General features: G+C 69.7%; 18 protein-coding genes. 7 read left to right on the forward strand and 11 right to left on the reverse strand.

Annotation, left to right across the window (positions count from 1 at the left end):
- Window positions 1-30: 30 nt before the first annotated feature.
- Window positions 31-1,338, reverse strand: a complete 1,308-nt coding sequence (locus tag RAC69_RS15675; protein WP_375087647.1) for an ABC transporter substrate-binding protein — start codon at window positions 1,336-1,338, stop codon at window positions 31-33.
- Window positions 1,339-1,576: 238 nt separating this feature from the next.
- Between RAC69_RS15675 and RAC69_RS15680 the strand changes: the two genes are divergently transcribed.
- The 3 genes from RAC69_RS15680 (at window position 1,577) to purQ (ending at window position 3,140) form a co-directional block, all read left to right on the forward strand.
- Window positions 1,577-2,107, forward strand: coding sequence for an adenine phosphoribosyltransferase (locus tag RAC69_RS15680; protein ID WP_341935755.1), 531 nt, complete (start codon window positions 1,577-1,579; stop codon window positions 2,105-2,107).
- An 80-nt stretch (window positions 2,108-2,187) separates the two neighbouring features.
- Window positions 2,188-2,436, forward strand: a complete 249-nt coding sequence (gene purS, locus RAC69_RS15685) for a phosphoribosylformylglycinamidine synthase subunit PurS (protein WP_341935756.1) — start codon at window positions 2,188-2,190, stop codon at window positions 2,434-2,436.
- Entirely contained in the window at window positions 2,433-3,140 is a 708-nt protein-coding gene (gene purQ / locus RAC69_RS15690; protein WP_375087648.1) for a phosphoribosylformylglycinamidine synthase subunit PurQ, read from the forward strand. Before purS ends, purQ begins: the two co-directional genes overlap by 4 nt.
- A gap of 152 nt (window positions 3,141-3,292) precedes the next feature.
- Here purQ and RAC69_RS15695 read toward each other — a convergent pair whose 3' ends face one another.
- From RAC69_RS15695 to RAC69_RS15720, 6 genes are all read right to left on the reverse strand, one after another.
- Window positions 3,293-4,399: an ROK family protein gene (locus tag RAC69_RS15695; protein WP_375087649.1), complete on the reverse strand. Its 1,107-nt coding sequence runs from the start codon at window positions 4,397-4,399 to the stop codon at window positions 3,293-3,295.
- The gene (locus RAC69_RS15700; protein WP_375087650.1) at window positions 4,396-5,508 is read right to left on the reverse strand and encodes an ROK family protein; all 1,113 of its coding nucleotides are present in this window, start codon (window positions 5,506-5,508) and stop codon (window positions 4,396-4,398) included. Before RAC69_RS15700 ends, RAC69_RS15695 begins: the two co-directional genes overlap by 4 nt.
- Window positions 5,509-5,561: 53 nt before the next feature.
- Window positions 5,562-7,046 (reverse strand): hypothetical protein, encoded by a 1,485-nt coding sequence (locus RAC69_RS15705; protein WP_375087651.1) that lies wholly within the window; start codon window positions 7,044-7,046, stop codon window positions 5,562-5,564.
- Between the two features lie 2 nt (window positions 7,047-7,048).
- Window positions 7,049-7,903, reverse strand: coding sequence for a carbohydrate ABC transporter permease (locus RAC69_RS15710; RefSeq protein WP_375087652.1), 855 nt, complete (start codon window positions 7,901-7,903; stop codon window positions 7,049-7,051).
- On the reverse strand, window positions 7,903-8,883 hold the full coding sequence (locus tag RAC69_RS15715) for a carbohydrate ABC transporter permease (protein WP_375087653.1): 981 nt from the start codon (window positions 8,881-8,883) through the stop codon (window positions 7,903-7,905). The genes RAC69_RS15710 and RAC69_RS15715 overlap by 1 nt, the downstream gene beginning before the upstream one ends.
- A 99-nt stretch (window positions 8,884-8,982) precedes the next feature.
- Window positions 8,983-10,305 (reverse strand): extracellular solute-binding protein, encoded by a 1,323-nt coding sequence (locus RAC69_RS15720; protein WP_375087654.1) that lies wholly within the window; start codon window positions 10,303-10,305, stop codon window positions 8,983-8,985.
- Between the two features lie 263 nt (window positions 10,306-10,568).
- Between RAC69_RS15720 and RAC69_RS15725 the strand changes: the two genes are divergently transcribed.
- Window positions 10,569-12,203 (forward strand): beta-N-acetylhexosaminidase, encoded by a 1,635-nt coding sequence (locus tag RAC69_RS15725; protein WP_375087655.1) that lies wholly within the window; start codon window positions 10,569-10,571, stop codon window positions 12,201-12,203.
- A gap of 187 nt (window positions 12,204-12,390) precedes the next feature.
- Here the strand turns inward: RAC69_RS15725 and RAC69_RS15730 are convergent, their stop codons facing one another.
- Complete coding sequence (locus RAC69_RS15730) at window positions 12,391-13,626, reverse strand: hypothetical protein (protein ID WP_375087656.1); 1,236 nt, start codon at window positions 13,624-13,626, stop codon at window positions 12,391-12,393.
- A gap of 254 nt (window positions 13,627-13,880) precedes the next feature.
- Here RAC69_RS15730 and RAC69_RS15735 point away from each other — a divergent pair, with 254 nt between their 5' ends.
- On the forward strand, window positions 13,881-15,542 hold the full coding sequence (locus tag RAC69_RS15735; protein ID WP_375087657.1) for a glycoside hydrolase family 13 protein: 1,662 nt from the start codon (window positions 13,881-13,883) through the stop codon (window positions 15,540-15,542).
- A gap of 92 nt (window positions 15,543-15,634) precedes the next feature.
- Window positions 15,635-16,039 (forward strand): arsenate reductase ArsC, encoded by a 405-nt coding sequence (locus RAC69_RS15740; RefSeq protein ID WP_375087658.1) that lies wholly within the window; start codon window positions 15,635-15,637, stop codon window positions 16,037-16,039.
- 121 nt (window positions 16,040-16,160) lie between these two features.
- Here RAC69_RS15740 and RAC69_RS15745 read toward each other — a convergent pair whose 3' ends face one another.
- The 3 genes from RAC69_RS15745 to fdxA are packed head-to-tail and all read right to left on the reverse strand — an operon-like array spanning window position 16,161 to window position 17,667.
- Complete coding sequence (locus tag RAC69_RS15745; protein WP_375087659.1) at window positions 16,161-16,787, reverse strand: superoxide dismutase; 627 nt, start codon at window positions 16,785-16,787, stop codon at window positions 16,161-16,163.
- Window positions 16,788-16,825: 38 nt separating this feature from the next.
- Window positions 16,826-17,344 (reverse strand): flavin reductase family protein, encoded by a 519-nt coding sequence (locus RAC69_RS15750; RefSeq protein WP_375087660.1) that lies wholly within the window; start codon window positions 17,342-17,344, stop codon window positions 16,826-16,828.
- Complete coding sequence (fdxA, locus tag RAC69_RS15755; protein WP_375087661.1) at window positions 17,341-17,667, reverse strand: ferredoxin; 327 nt, start codon at window positions 17,665-17,667, stop codon at window positions 17,341-17,343. Before fdxA ends, RAC69_RS15750 begins: the two co-directional genes overlap by 4 nt.
- A gap of 140 nt (window positions 17,668-17,807) precedes the next feature.
- On the opposite strand from fdxA, the gene soxR reads away from it, so the two are divergent.
- The gene (gene soxR / locus RAC69_RS15760) at window positions 17,808-18,215 is read left to right on the forward strand and encodes a redox-sensitive transcriptional activator SoxR (protein WP_375087671.1); all 408 of its coding nucleotides are present in this window, start codon (window positions 17,808-17,810) and stop codon (window positions 18,213-18,215) included.
- The last annotated feature ends 3 nt before the right edge of the window (window positions 18,216-18,218 follow it).

The following is an 18,218-nucleotide window of genomic DNA, read 5'->3' on the forward strand; positions in this document are numbered from 1 at the left end:
GGAACGCGGTGACCTACGCGCGCGACGAGGTCAGCCGACGAGCTCGTTCAGCAGACCGATCGCCTGCTCCCAGGCGCCCTGGGTGTCGGTCTCACCGCGGTCGAGTGCACTGAGAGCGGGCCCGAACACGTTCTCCTGGATGACGGAGTCGTCTGCGCCCTTGAACTGCGCGACCACGCCCTTGGCGCGCTCGGCGAGGATCGCACCGGTCGGCGCGTCGTTGAAGAACGCGTTGGGTGTGGCATCCGCGGCGAGCGTCTCCTGCGCCTCCACGGTCGACGGGAAGTTGCCCGCTGCCGCCGACTGCTTGACCTGCTGCTCGGGCTGCGTCAGCCAGTCGGCCAGCTCGGCCGCCGCCTCCTTGTGCTGCGACGACTCCGGGATCGACAGGAACGCACCGCCCCAGTTGGCCGCGCCGCCGGGGAAGACGTCGGCGAAGTCCCAGCCGGTGGTCGCGTCGCCGCCGCCTGCCTCGACCTGCCCCTGCACGACGCCCAGCATCCAGCCCGGGCAGACGAACGTGGCGAAGGTGCCGTCGACGAACGACTTGCCTCCGTTCCAGTCCCACGCGGTCTGCGCGGCCGACTGTCCGCCCTCGGTCGCCGCGCCGAGCAGCTCGAAGCGCTCCTGCAGCTCGGCGTTGCCCTCGACGTTGAGCTCGCCGTCGGCGGTGTAGTAGCCCTCGTCGAGCTGGTTCACCATGGCGTTCCACACGAAGCCGGAGTGGTCGTACCAGGCCTTGCCGGTCTTGGCGGTGTAGTCGGCGCCGACGGTGAAGTAGTTCTCCCAGTCGCCGTCGAGCAGCTGGGCGACCGACTCGCGGTCGCTCGGCAGGCCCGCTGCTTCGAACGCGGCGCCGTTGTAGCAGATGCCGCTCGGGCCGATGTCGGTGCCGTAGCCGATGACGCGGCCCTCGGCATCCGTCGCCTGTCCGTACTTCCAGTCGACCCAGTCGCCCTTGCGATCCTCGATGCCGTAGTCGCGCAGATCGACGAAGGTGTCGGAGACGTCCATGATGGCGCCGAGCCACCCCTCCTCGATCGCGACGATGTCGCTGAGGCCGGAGCCGGCGGCGATCTTGGTGAACGCGTCGGTGCGGGCGTTGCCGCCGGTGTCGATATTGGTCGCCTCGATCGTGATGTTCGGGTGCGCCTTCTCGTACTCGTCGTAGAGGTCGTCGTAGCCGAAGGTGCCGAACGTGGTGACGGTGAGCGTGATGTCACCGTCGCCTCCTTCGGCGTCGCCGGATCCGGTCGCTGCGCAGCCGGCGAGGGCGAGGGCGGAGACGGATGCCGCGGCTGTCGCCGTCAGGATCCGGGTGCGGGCACGTGTGTTCACAGGTCACTCCTTCGTGGTGGGTCGTGCGGTGGTGATGCAAGGTCGTGGATGCTGTGGGAGCGCTCCCACAGCAATGGTGGCGACTCTATGGGAGCGCTCCCATCGATGTCAAGCGCGAGCATGGTGCGAACTTCTGCGGCCATCGCCACGCTTTGCGGCCCGTCACTGGCGTCCCAGGCCGCAGAACGTGCTCCCGTCCGAGATTCTCGACAGTGCGGAGACGGCGTACCCTTGACCGGTGCCCGACACCGAACTCTCCCCCGCCCTCACCCGCGCCGAGTCGCTGATCCGCAGCATTCCGGACTACCCGGAACCGGGCATCATCTTCCGCGACATCACGCCGCTGCTGGCGGATGCCGAGGCACTAAAGGCCACGACCGACGCGATCGTCGAGCCGTTCGCCGGTCAGTTCGACGTGGTCGCCGGCATCGAGGCGCGAGGGTTCATCCTCGCCGGTGCCGCGGCCATCGCGGCGGGTGTCGGCCTCATCCCGATCCGCAAGGCGGGCAAGCTGCCGCGCCCCGCGGCATCCGTCGACTACGCCCTCGAGTACGGAACGGCGACGATCGAGATGCACGACGACCTGCCCGTGGGGTCACGCGTGCTGCTGATCGACGACGTGCTCGCGACAGGCGGCACGCTCGCGGCCGGACGCGAGCTCGTGGAGCGCCTCGGCAGCCACGTCGTCGGCATCTCGGTGCTGTTCGAGATCGACGGCCTGGGCGGGCGCGAGGCGATCGGCGACCTGCACACCGTCTTCCACGCCTGACCCGCGCCCGCTCGCGAATCGACGCGCCGGCGAGCCGGTAGACTGAGGGTGCCCGTCCGCCCGCGACTCTTGGAGCCGTCATGCCCACCATCGTCGTCGACGTCATGCCCAAGCCCGAACTGCTCGACCCGCAGGGGAAGGCCGTCTCCGGAGCGTTCGCGCGCCTCGGCGTCGAGGGCTTCACCGACGTCCGCATCGGCAAGCGCTTCGAGCTCACCGTCGAGGGCGAGGTCACCGAAGAGGTGCTCGCCGAGGCCCGTCGCATCGCCGACGACGTGCTGTCGAACTCCGTGATCGAGGACGTGGTCGGCATCGAGGTCGCCGAATGACCACGCGCATCGGGGTCATCACGTTCCCCGGTTCGCTCGACGACCGCGACGCGCAGCGCGCCGTCCGCATCGCCGGTGCCGAGCCCGTCGCCCTGTGGCACGGATCGCACGACCTCGAAGGCGTCGACGCGCTCGTGCTGCCCGGTGGCTTCAGCTACGGCGACTATCTGCGTGCCGGCGCGATCGCCGCGCTCTCGCCGATCATGGCCGAGGTGAAGGATGCCGCGGCGAAGGGCATGCCCGTGCTCGGCATCTGCAACGGATTCCAGATGCTCGTCGAGGCGCACCTGCTGCCCGGCGGCCTGATCCGCAACGACCACCAGCACTTCGTGCGTCGCGACCAGAGACTCATCGTCGAGAACTCCGACACCGCGTGGACCAACCGGTTCCGCACCGGCCAGGAGATCGTCATCCCGCTGAAGAACGCCGACGGCGGCTACATCGCCGACGACGAGACGCTCGACCGCATCGAGGGCGAGGGGCTCGTGGCGTTCCGCTACGCGGGCGTCAACCCCAACGGATCGCTGCGCGACATCGCGGGTCTGACGAACGAGGCGGGCAACGTCGTGGGTCTCATGCCCCACCCCGAGCACGCCACGGAGCCGGGCTTCGGCCCTGACACGACCGCCGCGATGCGCAGCGGTGTCGACGGCCTCGACTTCTTCACGAGCGCCGTCGCCGCAGTCGCCCGCGCCGCCGCCTGACGCCGGCGCGAACCGCCCCGGCCCCACCCCTTTCCACGCGAGCCGCCCCTTCCACGCGAGCCACCCCCGTGCGTACAGCGCAAAAGGGGGTGGCTCGGCGCAAAAGGGGTGGTTCCGCGCGGGGGCGCAGACGGCGACGAGAGCGGGACGCGTCAGCGGATGCCCAGCTCCTCGGCGACGACGAGGGCGGTGCCGCCGAGCAGCACGATGTCGTCGCCGCGCACCGCCACGCGGATCTCGAAGTCGTCGGTGACGATGGCCAGCGCCTCGTGCTCGATCGCCGCCTTCGCCGCCTCGAGGAACACGTCTCCGACCACGTCCGGAGGCCCGGACAGCACCACCTGCTCAAGGCCGAGAGCGGCCACGACCGGCGTGAGCACCCGTCCGAGCGCCTGACCGGCGGCGGCGAGCACGGCGTCGGTGTCGTCTCCGGCATCCGCCAGTCGGCGGCGCAGGAACGGGGTCGCCGCGACGACCTCGAGGCATCCGCGCCGACCGCAGCGGCACACCTCGCCGCCCTCGTCGACGAGCACGTGCCCGATCTCTCCCGCTGTGAAGCGCTCGCCGGTCACGAGCGCTCCTGCGACGATCACGCCGCTTCCGATGCCCTGGCCGATGCGCACGAGGGCGAGGTTGTCGACGACCGGCTGCCCGTAGGTGCGGGCGGCGAGGGCTGCGGCGTTGGCGTCGTTCGCCACGTGCACGGGCACGGGCACGACGGCCGACACGGCCGCACCGACGTCGAGGTCGCGCCAGCCGAAGGCGACGGCTTCGCGCACGACGCCGTCGGCGTTGACGACACCGGGTGATCCGACGCCGACGCCCAGCACGCGCACGGTCGACCGCTTCACGAGGGCGGATGCCAGTGCGCACACCTTCGCGAGCAGCTCGTCGCCGCGCGCGCCGTCGGTCGGCACGACCATGGTGTGCACGACGTCGCCGGCGAGGTTCATGATCGCGCCCGTCAGCTCGGCGTAGGCCGAGAGGTCGAGGGTGACGACGTGGTACGCGTCGGGGTTCAGCGCGATGAGCATGCTCGGCTTGCCGACGCGGCCCTCGGGACTCGGGCCACTCTCGCGCACGATGCCCTCCGCAGCGAGGTCGTCGACGATGCGCGACACGCTCACCCTGGTGAGCTCGGTCGCCCGTGCGAGGTCGGCGCGACTCATCGGGTCGCTGCGGAAGAGCGTGCGCAGGATGAGCGAGCGGTTCGCCTGCCGGGTGTGCTCCGGAAGGGCCTTCTCCCCTCCGACCCTCACGAGATGCCCAGTTCGGCCGACAACACAGCGACCAGCGGACCCTGCAGCGCGAGCAGCGCGCCGTCAGACGCGATGTCGACGCCGATCGAGCTCGTCGTGGAGGGCAGGGTGCGCTCGGCCAGGTGCGCACGGGTGCGCTGCGCGAACTCCTCGTCGTACACGTCCTCCGGCCCGACGATCACGACGTGGGTCGCTCCCAGCAGCGAGATGATGGGCGCGACGGCGGCGGCGAGGGCATCCGCCGCGTCGTCGATCACGTCCGTCCGCTCCTCGCCTGCCTCGAGCCGGCGCCGGAGGGCCGGCACGGCGACGATCGCGTCGAGGCAGCCCGAGCGTCCGCAGAGGCATTCGGTCCGGCGGCGCGGGTCGACGACGACGTGTCCGATCTCGCCGGCCGTGAAGTCCATACCGTCGATGAGGTTCTCCCCCACGATGAGCCCGGCACCCGCTCCGCGCTGGATCGTGACGATGAGGATGCTGCGGCCGTCGTTCTCGCGGAACGTGTGCACGGCCAGCGCCATGCCGTTCGCATCGTTGACGACGTGGACGGGCAGGTCGAACCGATCGCCGAGCGCCCCGCGCAGGTCGGTGTCGAAGAGTCCGAGGTGCGGGGCGAAGCGCACGACACCCTCCCGGTCGACGACGCCGGGACTTCCCACTCCGATGCCGAGCACCGGTGCCGGGGCGAGGGCGAAGAGCTCCTCGGCGAGTGCGATGGCCTGCGCGACGGCGTCGGCTCCCCGCTCGGTGACGATGTCGACGCGCTTCTGGTGCACGACCCGGCCCCGCAGGTTCATCACGGCACCGCGGAACGACAGGGTGTCGGACAGATCGAGGCTGATGATCGATCGCGAGTCGTCGTCGATCGCCACGAGGGTGGCCGGCTTGCCGACGCGCACGTCGGTCGAGTGTCCGAGCTCGGCGAGGATGCCCTGCTCGATGAGGTCGGCGACGATCGCCGACACGGTGACCTTGTTCAGACCCGAACCGCGCGCGATGTCGGCGCGGCTGCGCGGCCCGTCGTGGAAGAGGGTCTGCAGCAGCATGGCGCGATTGCGCAGGCGGTTGTGCTCGGGGAGCGCCTTGGTCGTGATGCGGAGATCGGCCACAGCCCATTGTCTCCCGACGCGCCGATCCGTCCAGCCCTGCCGCGCCTCCGACGTCATCGCCGAGCAGTGCCGCGACGACGCAGCAACGCGGCGCCGGCGAGCACCGCAGCCCCGGCGAGGAACGCAGCGGAGAGCGGCGCGCCCCCTCCGCTCTCCGCGAGTGCGGCTGCGGCTGAGGCCGAGTCGCTCGGTGAGAGGGCGGCGCCCGACGCTTCTCCTCCCTCGGGCGCCGTCGGCGTCCCGGTGACCGGCGGCGTCGCGTCGTCGTCGTCCAGGCGGAACGGGTTGTACGCGGCGAGCGCGAGCAGGTACCAGGATGTCGCACCCGTGTGCAGGCTCGAGTAATACAGGTCCCCGAACCCGGTGTCGAGGCCGTCACTGGACGCCGCGACGATGCCTCGACCGTCGCCGTTCCCGGCCTGACGCTGCGCGAGCTCGGCTGCGGCGAGGATCGACCGTGTGTACGCGGCGTCCTCGGGCGCATCGCGGAGGCGCAGGGCGAGGGCGAGCTGCCCCGTCCCCTCGAACCACACCTTCGAGACGTCGGCGCTGCTGAACGCCGGGCCCTCGTACGGCGCGTCGACGGCGTGCAGGTTCTCGACCGTCCAGGCGAGCGCCGACCCGTATCGCTCATCGCCGGTCGCGAGGAAGCTCCACGTCTGCGGATCCAGCGGGACCGGGTAGTAGTTCGTCGAGACGCCGTCGGTGTGCGTGCCGGTCCAGAGGAATCCGTCGTCCGTCTGCATGGCCGCGACGAAGCCCGCGGCGAGCGCGGCACGGTCGGTCCACGACGCGTCGCCGGTGAGGACAGACAGCTGGGTGAAGAACGCCGTGACGTCGATGTTGTGCTCGGTCGATTTGAACGTGAGCGAGTTGCCCTCGGCGTCCTGGCCGCCGATGTAGCCGAACGGCCCCCGGTCGGTGTCGACGGTGTTCGTGACGATCCAGTCGGCGAGACGCAGGGCGCCGTCGAGGTAGCGCTGTTCCCCGGTGAGGTCGAAGAGACGGGCGAGCGCCATGCCGACCCAGGCCTGGTTGCCGGTGTTCGAGGCGCCGGATCCGATCTCCACCGCACCCTCGCGCAGGCTGACCGGCTGATACGAGGCGCGCGTGCGGCCGTCGGAGAACACCGGCTCGTTCGCCTGCACGAACAGAAGCGCGTCGCCGATCGACTGCGCGCGCCTGATGTCGTCGGGCAGGCCGCGCGCGGCGTACGCCATGACGATCAGGGCGTCGTCGTAGAGGAACGACGAGGTGTAATCCCAGTCGGGTGTGGTGAAGAAGCCGCCCTGATAGCTGCGCGGCAGGCACATCGCGTCGGCGCTGCAGTACTCGTCGACGCGGTCGTCGAGGAACTCATAGGCGAGGTCGGCCGACCGTTCGTAGTCCACCTCGCCGGCCGGGTCGACGTACCAGTCGGCGGCCGCGGCCTGCGCGGCGGCGGCCGGGGCGACGCCGAGGCCGAGCAGGGTCGTGACGGCCAGGGCCGCCGTGGCGAGACGCACCGTCGTGCGGGTCGGGATGCCGTGGGCGCCCATCGTCAGCCCTTCACCGCACCGGCGGACATACCGGTGACGAGGTTGCGTTGGATGATCATGAAGAAGACCACGACCGGGAGCGAGAACAGCGTGGCCGCGGCCATCTGCCCTCCGTAGTCGGTGCCCATCTCGCCCCCGACCGACACGGTGAAGGAGTTCAGCCAGACCGGCAGCGTGTAGTTCGCCTGGTCCTTCATGAACGTGAACGCCACGATGTAGTCGTTCCACGCCGCGATGAACGCGAACACGCTGCTCGACACGATGCCCGGCATCACGAGCGGGAAGAGCACCCGGGTGAGGACCTGCCAGGTGGAGGCGCCGTCGATGCGCGCCGCCTCGTCGATCTCGATCGGGATCGCGAGGAAGAACCCGCGCATGACCCAGATGGAGAACGGCAGCACGCTCGCGACGTACGCGAAGATCAGTCCCCAGTAGGTGCCGAGCAGACCCATCGAGTTGAAGATGAGGAACTGCGGGATGAGCAGCGCGGTGCCCGGGAGCATCTGCACGATGAGGATGAGCACGAGGATCGGGCGGCGTCCGCGGAAGCGGAACCGCGACAGCGCCGCCGCCGCGAAGATGCCGAGGACGATCGCGAAGATCACCGCGCCGGCGACGACGATCACGGAGTTCTGCAGGTAGACGAGGAACTGGCCCCTGCCGATCGCCGTGAAGAAGTTCTCGAGGGTGGGTGCTTCGGGGAGGAAATGCGGCGTCGTGCTGAGCATCTCCGAGCGGGGCTTGAACGCCGTGTTCACCATCCAGTAGACGGGGAACGCCCACACGATGCAGAACACGATCGCGATGGTGCTGCTGATCCAGGGGCGTCGACGCAGACGGCGGGTGCGGGTGGTCATCAGAGGTCCTCTCCCGAGCGCACGAGGTTCCGGATGTACAGGGCGCTGAGCGCCGCGAGGATGATCGTCGAGGCGACCGCGATGGCCGACCCGGTGCCGATCTGCAGGTTGCCTGAGAACGCCGTCGTGTAGGTGAAGACGCCGAGGGTCGAGGTCGCGCCGTTCGGTCCGCCCTCCGAGATGAGCCAGATCTGGTTGAAGACGTTGAAGTCCCAGATGATCGAGAGCATCGTCACCAGCAGGAGCGTGGGGGCGATCGAGGGCAGCACCACCACGCGGTAGACCGTCCACTCCGAGGCGCCGTCGAGGCGCGCAGCCTCCTTGAGCTCGACCGCGACCTGGGTCTCGGCGGCGTACAGCGTGAGGGCGATGAACGGGACCGCGCCCCAGACGACGAGCAGCCAGATGCAGATCCAGGCGAGCACGGGGTCGGACGCCCAGTCGCGGCTGGTCATGTCGCCGAAGACGCGCAGCTGCGTCAGCATCCAGTTGATGACGCCGTACTGCGGCTGGAACAGCCACGACCACACGATCGACGAGGCGACATTCGGCATCGCCCAGGCGAGGATCAGCACGACCGTCGTGACGTGCCGGAGAGAGGCGGGCAGGCGGGTCATCAGATGCGACATGCCGGCGCCGATCGCAACGCTGCCCACGACGAGCGCTGCGGTGAAGACGATCGTGCGGACGAGCGAGAGCCAGAAGCTCTCGTCGGCCAGCACGGCGGCGTACTGGTCGAGTCCGACGACGTCGAAGGCGCCCGTGAACAGCGTGCGCTGGTTGTAGTTCGTGAACGACGTGAAGACGAGGAACCCGATGGGCAGCAGCGTCACGAACACGATCATGAGACCCGCGGGGCTCAGCAACCAGAACGGCGCGGACGACCGGGTGGTGCCGCCAGGCCGTCGTGCGGACGCGGGCCGACCCCGGCGCGGGGATGATGCGGGAGCCGGCGGGGACTCGACTGCGGTGGTGGTCAAGGGCTCGCCTTTCGTCGGAGCGGACGGGCCGTCAGAGGGGCGGCCGGGGAGGTCGAGGGGGGAGGGATGCCGCGCGGCGAGCGCGCGGCATCCCCGGGGTCACTCGATGTTGAGCGTCTTGTCGGCGTCGGCGTCGAAGTCCTTCGCCGCGTCCTCGACGCTCTTCGAGCCGGAGGCGACGGCGGAGAACAGATTGTTGATGGCCTTGTTGCTCTCGATCGTCGTCCAGTTCGCGTTGGCCGGGGTGGCCTTCGAGTTCAGCGCGGCCGTGAAGAAGCTCGAGCGCAGCTCGGGCACGGACTCCTGGGCGAACTCGATGCCCTCGACGCTGTTCGGGATCCACCCGTCGACGCCGTAGACGTAGTCCTTCTGGATGTCGGGGCTCGTCGCGATCTTCACCCAGTTCAGAGCCAGGTCGGAGTTCTTCGACTTCACCGGCACGGCCCAGTCGGAACCACCGAGCATGACAGGCTGCGCCTCACCCGAGATGCCGGGCATCGGGAAGGTGCCCAGGTCGGCCTCGAGGTCGGGGTTGATCTTGAGGATCGCGCCGGTGTTCGTGTTGAGGATCGCGGAGGTCTTGCCGTCGGCGAAGAGCTGGCTCTGGTTCGGCTCGAACGTGTCGAGGGTCGCGGAGGCTGCGGTCGAGTACTCGTTCTGGAACTCCTTGAAGGCGGTCAGTCCCTCGATGGCCTCGTCGGACGAGAAGCCCGACTTCCATTCCCCGTCGTCGTCGGTCGCGATGTCACCTCCGGCGTCCCACACGAACTGCATGCCCGCGTAGAAGTACTGGCCGGGGAGGTAGAAGGCCGAGAAGTCGGAGGTCTGGGCGTTGGCGGCCTTCACCTTGTCGAGTGCGGCCGTGAGCTCGTCGAACGTCGTGGGCACCTCGGTGACTCCGGCCGCCGCCCACATCGTCTTGTTGTAGATGACGGCGCGGGCGCCGGCGAAGCCGGGGACGCCGTACAGGTCGCCGTCGATCGTGGCGGGGTCGACGAGTCCGTCGAGCCAGGTCTGGCCCTGCGCGAGGTCGTCCTTGTACGGGGTGAGGTCGAGCAGACCGCCGGTCGCCGCGTAGCTCGCGATCTGCGTGTTGCCCACGTCGACGACGTCGGGCGGGGTGTCGGTGGCGAGGGCCGTGGTCAGCTTGGTCGTGATACCGTCCCAGGTCTGCGACTGGATGGTGACCTCGGCGCCGGTCTGCTTCGTGAACTCCTCGTTGATGGCCGCGAGGGTCTCTTCGGTGTAGTCGTTCTGCATGACCCAGACGGTGAGGGTCTCGCCTTTGCCGTCGACCTCGGGGACCTTGCCGTCGCTGGGTGCACCGGCGTCGCCGGTGCCGGCGGGACCCGAGCACGCGCTGAGCGCGAGGACGGAGGCGATGCCCAATGCACCGACGGCCGTCATTTTCTTGATTGCCACGTGAATCTCCTTGGTAGGTGGGATACCGCATTCGGATACGTCGATGTGTCGCGCGGTGAAAGTTAGTACACATCTGTTGCATATCCTTTGTCAATCATTATGTTGGTATTAGTTGAACCGTGACGTTTCCGCAATATGACGGCGATGTTTCGCCTTCGGGCGCTGCAGTCGCCGCCTGAATTAGGTCACTTTATTTACTAACTATTAGGGCATGTAACCAACTAATTCATGCCACCGCGAAATCACCAGGGAGTCGCCGAGAAATGCCCACCCTTCTACCCCGTCCCGCCCATCAGGAATTCACCGACGGCGAGTTCGAACTCACCCGTGACAGCGCTCTGTCGACCCACCCCGACCTCGTCCAGCCGGCGCAACGGCTCCAGGAACGGCTGCGCGCGGCGACCGGCTTCCTGCTGCCGCTCGACGTCGTGGAGGAGGCCTCCGACGCCCCCGTCGCCATCCGCCTCGACCTCGACCCGGGGCTCGCGGCCGAGGGCTTCGCGCTCGAGACGACCCCCCGGGCGGTCCGCATCGCCGCCGCGACCGATCGCGGCGCGCACTGGGCTGCGCAGGCGCTGCTGCAGCTGTTCCCCGCCGCGGTCCACCGCCGGTCGCCGGCCCCCGGCATCCGCTGGACCGCCCCCGCCGCCCGCGTCGCCGACGCGCCGAAGTTCCCCTGGCGCGGTGCGATGCTCGACGTGGTGCGCCACTTCGCACCGACCCGCGACGTGCTGCGGTTCATCGATCTGCTCGCGATGCACCGCCTCAACACGCTGCACCTGCACCTGACCGACGACCAGGGCTGGCGCGTCGAGATCGCCCGCTACCCGCGCCTCACCGAGGTCGGCGGGTGGCGCCCCGAGACGCAGCTCGGCGCAGCGCACGGCTCAGACACCGACGGCCGGCCGCACGGTGGCTTCTACACGCAGGACGACATCCGTGAGATCGTCGCCTACGCGGGAGCGCGCGGCATCACCGTCGTCCCCGAGATCGAGCTGCCTGGGCACGCGCAGGCAGCGGTCGCCGCATACCCCGAGCTCGGGGTCGGCGACAGCGCTCCGACCACGCCGTGGACGCTGTGGGGCATCAACCCGGTGATCTTCAACGTCGAGGAGTCGACCATCGGCTTCCTCTGCGACGTCCTCGACGAGGTGATCGACCTGTTCCCCTCCGAGTACATCTGCATCGGCGGCGACGAGTGCCCGAAGATCCAGTGGGCGGAGGACGAGCGCACCCAGGAGCGGATGCGGGAACTCGGCCTGCACGACGAGGAGGAGCTGCAGAGCTGGTTCGTCAGCCGCATCGGCCAGCACCTGGCATCCCGCGGCCGCAAGCTGCTCGGGTGGGACGAGATCCTCGAGGGCGGCCTCGCCGACGGGGCGACCGTGCTGTCGTGGCGCGGACGGGTGGGCGCGCTGACCGCTGCCCGCTCGGGCAACGACGTCGTGGCCTGCCCCGAGGACACGGTGTACCTCGACTACCGCGAGTCCGACCTGCCGTCGGAGCCGATCCCCACCGGCACCGTCACGACCGTCGAGAAGGCCTACGCTTTCGACCCCGTGCCCGCGGAGCTCGACGCCGAGCAGGCGAAGCACGTGCTCGGCGGCCAGGCGAACCTCTGGACCGAGCACATCGACTCGATGCGCGGCCTCGACTACCGCGCGTTCCCCCGCCTCTCGGCCGTCGCCGAGGCGCTGTGGACCATCGGCCACCGCGACTACGAGGAGTTCGCGCCGCGCCTGTCCGAGCACCTCGCACGTCTGGATGCCGCGGGCGTCGAGTACCGGCACGCCGACGGACCGCGTCCGTGGCAGGAGCGGCCGGGCGTCAGCGGACGGACGCGTTCGGCCGAGGAGGCAGCCGCGCACCTCGCCCGCATCACCGCCAACATCGGCTGAGCGGCGCGGGCCAGCGCCTGCGCCGCCGAGCCGTCCTCCCAGCGCCGAGCCACCCCCGAAGCGCCGAGCCACCCCCGTGCGTGCGGCACATGCGGGGGTGGTTCGGCACGAAGAGGGTGGCTCGCGAGCGGCGGGCGCGTCAGGGGGGCGCGGGAGTGCGCGGGACGACGGGACAGCGCGGCGCGGGTCAGGGAGCCGGGAGCGCGAACGGGTTGTCGCCGGCGGCGGCGAGCAGGTACCAGGCCGTCGTCCCGGTGTGCAGACTCGCGTAGTACAGGTCGCCGAATCCGGAGTCGAGGCCATCGGTCGACGTCGCGACGATACCCTTGCCGTCGCCGTTCGGGGCATCCCGCTGCGCGAGACGGATGCTGCTGAGCAGCGACTCCGCGGCATCCGCATCACCGGCCCCGTCGCGCAGTCTCAACGAGAGCGCCAGGTGCCCTGCCCCCTCGAACCACACCTTCGACACGTCCACGTCGCTGATCGACGGGCCGCTGTACGGGCCGTCGCTGGCGACGAGGTTCGAGAGGGTCCAGTCGAGGGCCGCGCCGAAGCGGCCGTCGCCCGTGCCGAGGTAGCTCCAGGTCTGCGCGTCGAGCGGCTTGGGGTGGGTGTTGACGGTGCTCCCGTCGAGCAGGGTACCGGTGTCGACGTGGCCGTCGGCCGCCTGCATGGCCGCGACGAAATCGGCCGCGACACCCGCGCGCTGCGCCCACACCGGGTCGCCGGTGAGCTGGGCGAGCTGGCCGAAGAAGCCCGCGATGTCGCTGTTGTGCTCGGTGGACTTCCACACCAGCGAGGTGCCGTCCTCGAGCTGCCCGCCCGTGTAGCCGTAGGGGACGCGAGCCATGTCGGCGGTGTTCGTCTGGATCCACTGCGCGATGTCGAGAGCGCCGTCGAGGTACTTCTGCTCACCCGTCGCGTGGAACAGACGCGCGAGCGCCATCCCGACCCAGGCCTGGTTGCCGGTGAACGTGCCGGGACCGGTGATCTCCATCCGGCCCTGGCGGATGCCGTGCGGCTCGTACGAGGTGCGCACCCGTCCGTCGCCGATCGGGTCGTTCTCCTGCACGAAGAGCAGGGTGTCGCCGACGGCCTGCGCGCGACGGAGGTCGTCGGGGAGGCCGCGTGCGGTGTACGCGATGATGACGAGGGCGTCGTCGTAGACGAACGAGGGCGTGAAGTCCCAGGTCGGGAGGTCGGTGAAGAATCCCCCCTGGTAGCTGCGCGGCAGGCACATGCCCGCGCCGTCGCAGAACTCGTCGACGCGTCCGTCGAGGAACTCGTACGCCCGCGCGACCGAGAGACTGGGGTCGGGGGCGGTGCCCTCGGGGGTCGGATCGTCGGCCGAGGCGACGGCGGTGGAGATGACGGTCGCGGCGCCGGCGAGCACGGTCGTCGCGACGACCATCGCAGCGACCATCCGTCTCACGGGACGGCGCGCGGTACCGGACATCATGACCCCCTCGGTCGGAACCGCGCGATGCGACAGCGCGGGCGACCTGCAGGTCACGGCAGAATTTTGGCATTCCGGATGGGGGCGCAGTAGTGGCGAAGGTCTATGTCTCTGCATCCATTCGTCTGGGACTCGTGCAGCGACAGCCCTGAAGGCGTCAGTCCCGAAACGATTCGATACCGGCGTGGTGCCGGCAGCGACGCGTGCAATAGCCTGATCCCATGGCACAGCATGAGCAGATCGCAGCCCCCGGTTCCGAGTGGTGGCGCAGCGCCGTCATCTACCAGATCTACCCCCGTTCGTTCGCCGACGCATCGGGCGACGGCATCGGCGACCTTCCCGGCATCACGAGCCGACTCGACTCCCTCAAGGAGCTCGGCGTCGACGCGATCTGGCTGAGCCCGTTCATGACGAGCCCGCAGCGTGACGCCGGCTACGACGTCGCCGACTACCGCGACGTAGACCCGCTGTTCGGCACCCTCGACGACTTCGACACCATGCTGAACGAGGCGCACCGCCGCGGCATCCGCGTCGTGGTCGATCTCGTGCCGAACCACTCTTCCGCGCAGCACGCCTGGTTCCAGGCCGCGCTGCGGGCGGCGCCTGGGAGCCCCGAGCGCGCGCGCTACATCTTCCGCGACGGCAAGGGCGAGAACGGCGAGCTCCCGCCCAACAACTGGGAGTCGGTGTTCGGCGGCGGCATGTGGGAGCGCGTGACCGAGGCCGACGGCACACCCGGCCAGTGGTACCTGCACATCTTCGACCCCACGCAGCCCGACTTCGACTGGACGAACGAGGAGGTCCGCGAGGAGTTCCGCTCGATCCTCCGCTTCTGGCTCGACCGCGGGGTCGACGGCTTCCGCGTCGACGTGGCGCACGGCATGATCAAGGCCGACGGCCTGCCCGACTACACCCCGCCGGCCGACGCCGACTCGATGGGCGGCGGCGAGACCGACGTCCCCTACTGGGGCCAGGACGGCGTGCACGACATCTACCGCGACTGGCACCGCGTGCTGGCCGAGTACGACGGCGACCGCGCGCTGTGCGGCGAGGCGTGGATGCCGACGCTGAAGCAGACCGCGCTCTGGGTGCGCCCCGATGAGATGCACCAGACGTTCAACTTCCCGTACCTCATGACCGAGTGGGATGCCGAGGCGCTGCGCGACGTCATCCGCGAATCGCTCGAGGAGTTCGGCGCCGTCGGGGCTCCCAGCACCTGGGTGCTGTCGAACCACGATGTCGTGCGCCACGCGACGCGCCTGGCCCTCACCGAGGAGAACCCGCAGGGCGACGGCATCGGCCCGAACACCCCGAACAAGCCAGACACCGCGATCGGTCTCGCCCGGGGCCGCGCGGCGACGACCCTGATGCTCGCACTGCCCGGATCCGCGTACATCTACCAGGGCGAGGAGCTCGGACTGCCGGAGGCGATGGAGATCCCCGACGCGTTCCGCCAGGACCCGACCTGGTTCCGCACCAACGGCGAGCGCTACGGGCGGGACGGATGCCGCGTGCCGATCCCGTGGGAGGCCGACGCCCCGGCGTTCGGCTTCAACGCGACCGGCGCCTCGTGGCTCCCGCAGCCCGCGGAGTGGGCGACCTACGCCCGCGACGTCGAGAAGGGCGACGAGACGTCGACCCTGGCCCTCTACACGCGGCTGCTCGCGGTGCGCCGGCAGCACGACTTCGGTTCGGGCTCGCTCATCTGGGAGGACGCGGGGCCGGATGCCGTCGCCTTCCGCCGCGGGGCCGTGCACGTCGTCGCGAACCTCGGCACGGAGCCGCTCGACCTGCCCGCCGGTGCCACGGTGATCGTCGCGAGTCAGCCGTTCGACGGCGACGCGCTGCCCGTCGACACGGCCGTCTGGTACACGACAGCCTGACCCGCATCCTCTCTCGTCGAGAGGCTCTCTCTCGTCGAGAGGAAGGTGAGGCGGCGGGAGCGGGAGTACACGAAGCGTGGGATGCTGGACGCATGGCCCCCGGCATCCCCTCCGTCCTGTTCGTGTGCGTGCACAACGCGGGCCGCTCGCAGATGGCGGCCGGCTTCCTGCGCGCCGTCGCGGGCGACCGCATCGACGTGCGCTCGGCCGGATCGCTGCCCGCCGAGCACATCAACCCGGTCGCGGTCGAGGCGATGGCGGAGCTCGGCATCGACATCACCGCCGAGTCCCCGAAGGTGCTGACGACGGATGCCGTGCAGGCATCCGACGTGGTGATCACGATGGGATGCGGTGACGCGTGCCCGTTCTTCCCGGGGAAGCGCTACGAGGATTGGGAGCTCGACGATCCCGCCGGGCAGGGCATCGACGCCGTGCGGCCGATCCGCGACGACATCCGCCGTCGGATCGAGACGCTGGCCGCCGAGCTGCTCGCCTGATGCCCGTCGGCGCGTCTGACGCGCCGCTCGCCGAGCCCACCGTGCGCGTCGAAACCCCCCGATACGCGCGTATGTACCGGGGGGTTTCGGCGACGGTGAGGGGTTTCGGCGACGACGGGGGTCAGGGGACGATGAGTCCCGCGGTCTTCTCCTGCGCGAGCTGGAACCGACGCTGCACGTCCTCCCAGTTCACGATCTCCCAGAACGCCTTCACATAGTCGGCGCGCACGTTGAGGTAGTCGAGGTAGTAGGCGTGCTCCCACACGTCGAGCTGCAGCAGCGGGGTGACGCCGAGAGGAGCGTTGCCCTGCTGGTCGAACAGCTGGAAGATCACGGGGCGGGCGCCGACCGAGTCCCAGGCGAGCACGGCCCAGCCGGATCCCTGCACGCCGAGCGCCGTGGCGGTGAAGTGCGCGCGGAACGCGTCGATCGAGCCGAACGCGTCGTCGAGCGCCGCCGACAGTTCGCCCTCGGGGTTGCCGCCGCCCTCCGGCGACAGGTTCTGCCAGAACACCGAGTGGTTGATGTGCCCGCCGAGGTTGAACGCGAGGTCCTTCTCGAGCTTGTTCACGGCGGCGAGGTCGCCCGCGTCGCGCGCGGCCGCCAGCTGCTCGAGCGCCGTGTTCGCGCCGGTGACGTAGGCCTGGTGGTGCTTCGAGTGGTGCAGCTCCATGATCTTGCCGGAGATGTGCGGGGCGAGCGCCGAGTAGTCGTACGGCAGCTCGGGGAGGGTGTACGGACTGGACATGGTGATTCCTTCCTTCGATGGTCTGGAGACGGAGCCGGTCAGTCCTGCGCGCCCGGTAGCGAGTGGAAGCGGCGGTCGATGTAGACGAGCGGGCGACCAGGGCGGCCGAGCAGCACCTCATCGACCTCGGCGATGACGACCGTCGACGATCCGACGGCCACCGTGGTCATCGGGTGGCAGCGCATCGCGACGCGCGCCTCGCGCAGGTACGGCTCGCCGGTGGGCAGGGTGCTCCAGCCCTGCGCGTCGGTGAAGCGCTCCGCGCCGCTGATCGCGAAGCTCTGCGCGAGGTCGGAGTGCTCGTCGTCGATCAGGTGCACGACGAAGCTGTCGGACGACAGGATCGCCCCGGCGCTGCCGGTGGCGCGGGTCACCGAGAACACGATCGCCGCGGGGTCGACCGCGACGGAGGCGACGCTGGATGCCGTGAGCCCCACCGGACCGTCGGGGGTCGTCGCCGTGATGATGGCGACGCCGGCTGGATGCTGTCGGAACGCGGCCTTGAGTCCTTCGCCGACGGGCGAGGGCACCGGTGCGGGCGGCGGTGTGGTGGTCATTCGTGTGCCTCCTGCGGCGGGAGTGCGGCGATGAGCGGGTGGTCGTGCTCGATCATGCCGACCTTGGCGGCGCCACCGGGGGATCCGATGTCGTCGAAGAACTCGACGTTCGCCTTGTAGTAGTCCTGCCATTCTGGGGGCAGATCGTCTTCGTAGAAGATCGCCTCGACGGGGCAGACCGGTTCGCACGCCCCGCAGTCGACGCATTCGTCGGGGTGGATGTAGAGCGAGCGCTCGCCCTCGTAGATGCAGTCGACCGGGCATTCGTCGATGCAGGCGCGGTCCTTGACGTCGACGCAGGGCAGCGCGATCACGTAGGTCATCGAGTGGTCTTCCTCCGAGTCACGGTTCCACCGTAAGACCTCAAGTACACTTGAGGTCAAATCATGGAGACCCCTTGACAGCGCACAACGATTCCGACCGCTCGGCGCACGCCGCCGACGAGCCGCTCACGATCGGCGAGATGAGCCGGCGCACCGGCGTCGCCCCCTCGGCCCTGCACTTCTACGAGAGTCTGGGACTCATCGCCTCGACCCGCACGCCGGGCAACCAGCGCCGGTACGCCAGGCACATGCTGCGCCGGGTGTCGCTCATCACGGTCGCGAAGCGCCTCGGCATCCCCCTCTCCGACGTGCAGGAGGCGTTCGCCGACGTCCCCCTCACGCAGACCCCGAGCCATGACGACTGGCAGCGCGCATCGCGCCGGTGGAAGCGCGAGCTCGAGAAGCGCCGGGAGGGCATCGAGCGCCTCGAACGCGAGCTGACCGGATGCATCGGCTGCGGCTGCCTGTCGATGAAGGCGTGCGGGCTGCTCAACCCCGACGACGCGCTCGGCAGCCAGGGCGCGGGACCCCAGCGCCTGCAGGACTGAGCG

The sequence above is a fragment of the Microbacterium sp. LS_15 genome (genome assembly GCF_041954735.1).
Classification (GTDB): domain Bacteria; phylum Actinomycetota; class Actinomycetes; order Actinomycetales; family Microbacteriaceae; genus Microbacterium.

Coding starts and splice junctions, on each gene's coding strand:
- RAC69_RS15740 (WP_375087658.1), top strand. CDS start 15,635: ATGGCCCCCGGCATCCCCTCCGTCCTGTTCGTGTGCGTGCACAACGCG.
- RAC69_RS15745 (WP_375087659.1), bottom strand. CDS start 16,787: ATGTCCAGTCCGTACACCCTCCCCGAGCTGCCGTACGACTACTCGGCG.
- RAC69_RS15725 (WP_375087655.1), top strand. CDS start 10,569: ATGCCCACCCTTCTACCCCGTCCCGCCCATCAGGAATTCACCGACGGC.
- purS (WP_341935756.1), top strand. CDS start 2,188: ATGCCCACCATCGTCGTCGACGTCATGCCCAAGCCCGAACTGCTCGAC.
- RAC69_RS15730 (WP_375087656.1), bottom strand. CDS start 13,626: ATGGTCGCTGCGATGGTCGTCGCGACGACCGTGCTCGCCGGCGCCGCG.
- fdxA (WP_375087661.1), bottom strand. CDS start 17,667: ATGACCTACGTGATCGCGCTGCCCTGCGTCGACGTCAAGGACCGCGCC.
- RAC69_RS15735 (WP_375087657.1), top strand. CDS start 13,881: ATGGCACAGCATGAGCAGATCGCAGCCCCCGGTTCCGAGTGGTGGCGC.
- purQ (WP_375087648.1), top strand. CDS start 2,433: ATGACCACGCGCATCGGGGTCATCACGTTCCCCGGTTCGCTCGACGAC.
- RAC69_RS15705 (WP_375087651.1), bottom strand. CDS start 7,046: ATGGGCGCCCACGGCATCCCGACCCGCACGACGGTGCGTCTCGCCACG.
- soxR (WP_375087671.1), top strand. CDS start 17,808: ATGAGCCGGCGCACCGGCGTCGCCCCCTCGGCCCTGCACTTCTACGAG.
- RAC69_RS15710 (WP_375087652.1), bottom strand. CDS start 7,903: ATGACCACCCGCACCCGCCGTCTGCGTCGACGCCCCTGGATCAGCAGC.
- RAC69_RS15750 (WP_375087660.1), bottom strand. CDS start 17,344: ATGACCACCACACCGCCGCCCGCACCGGTGCCCTCGCCCGTCGGCGAA.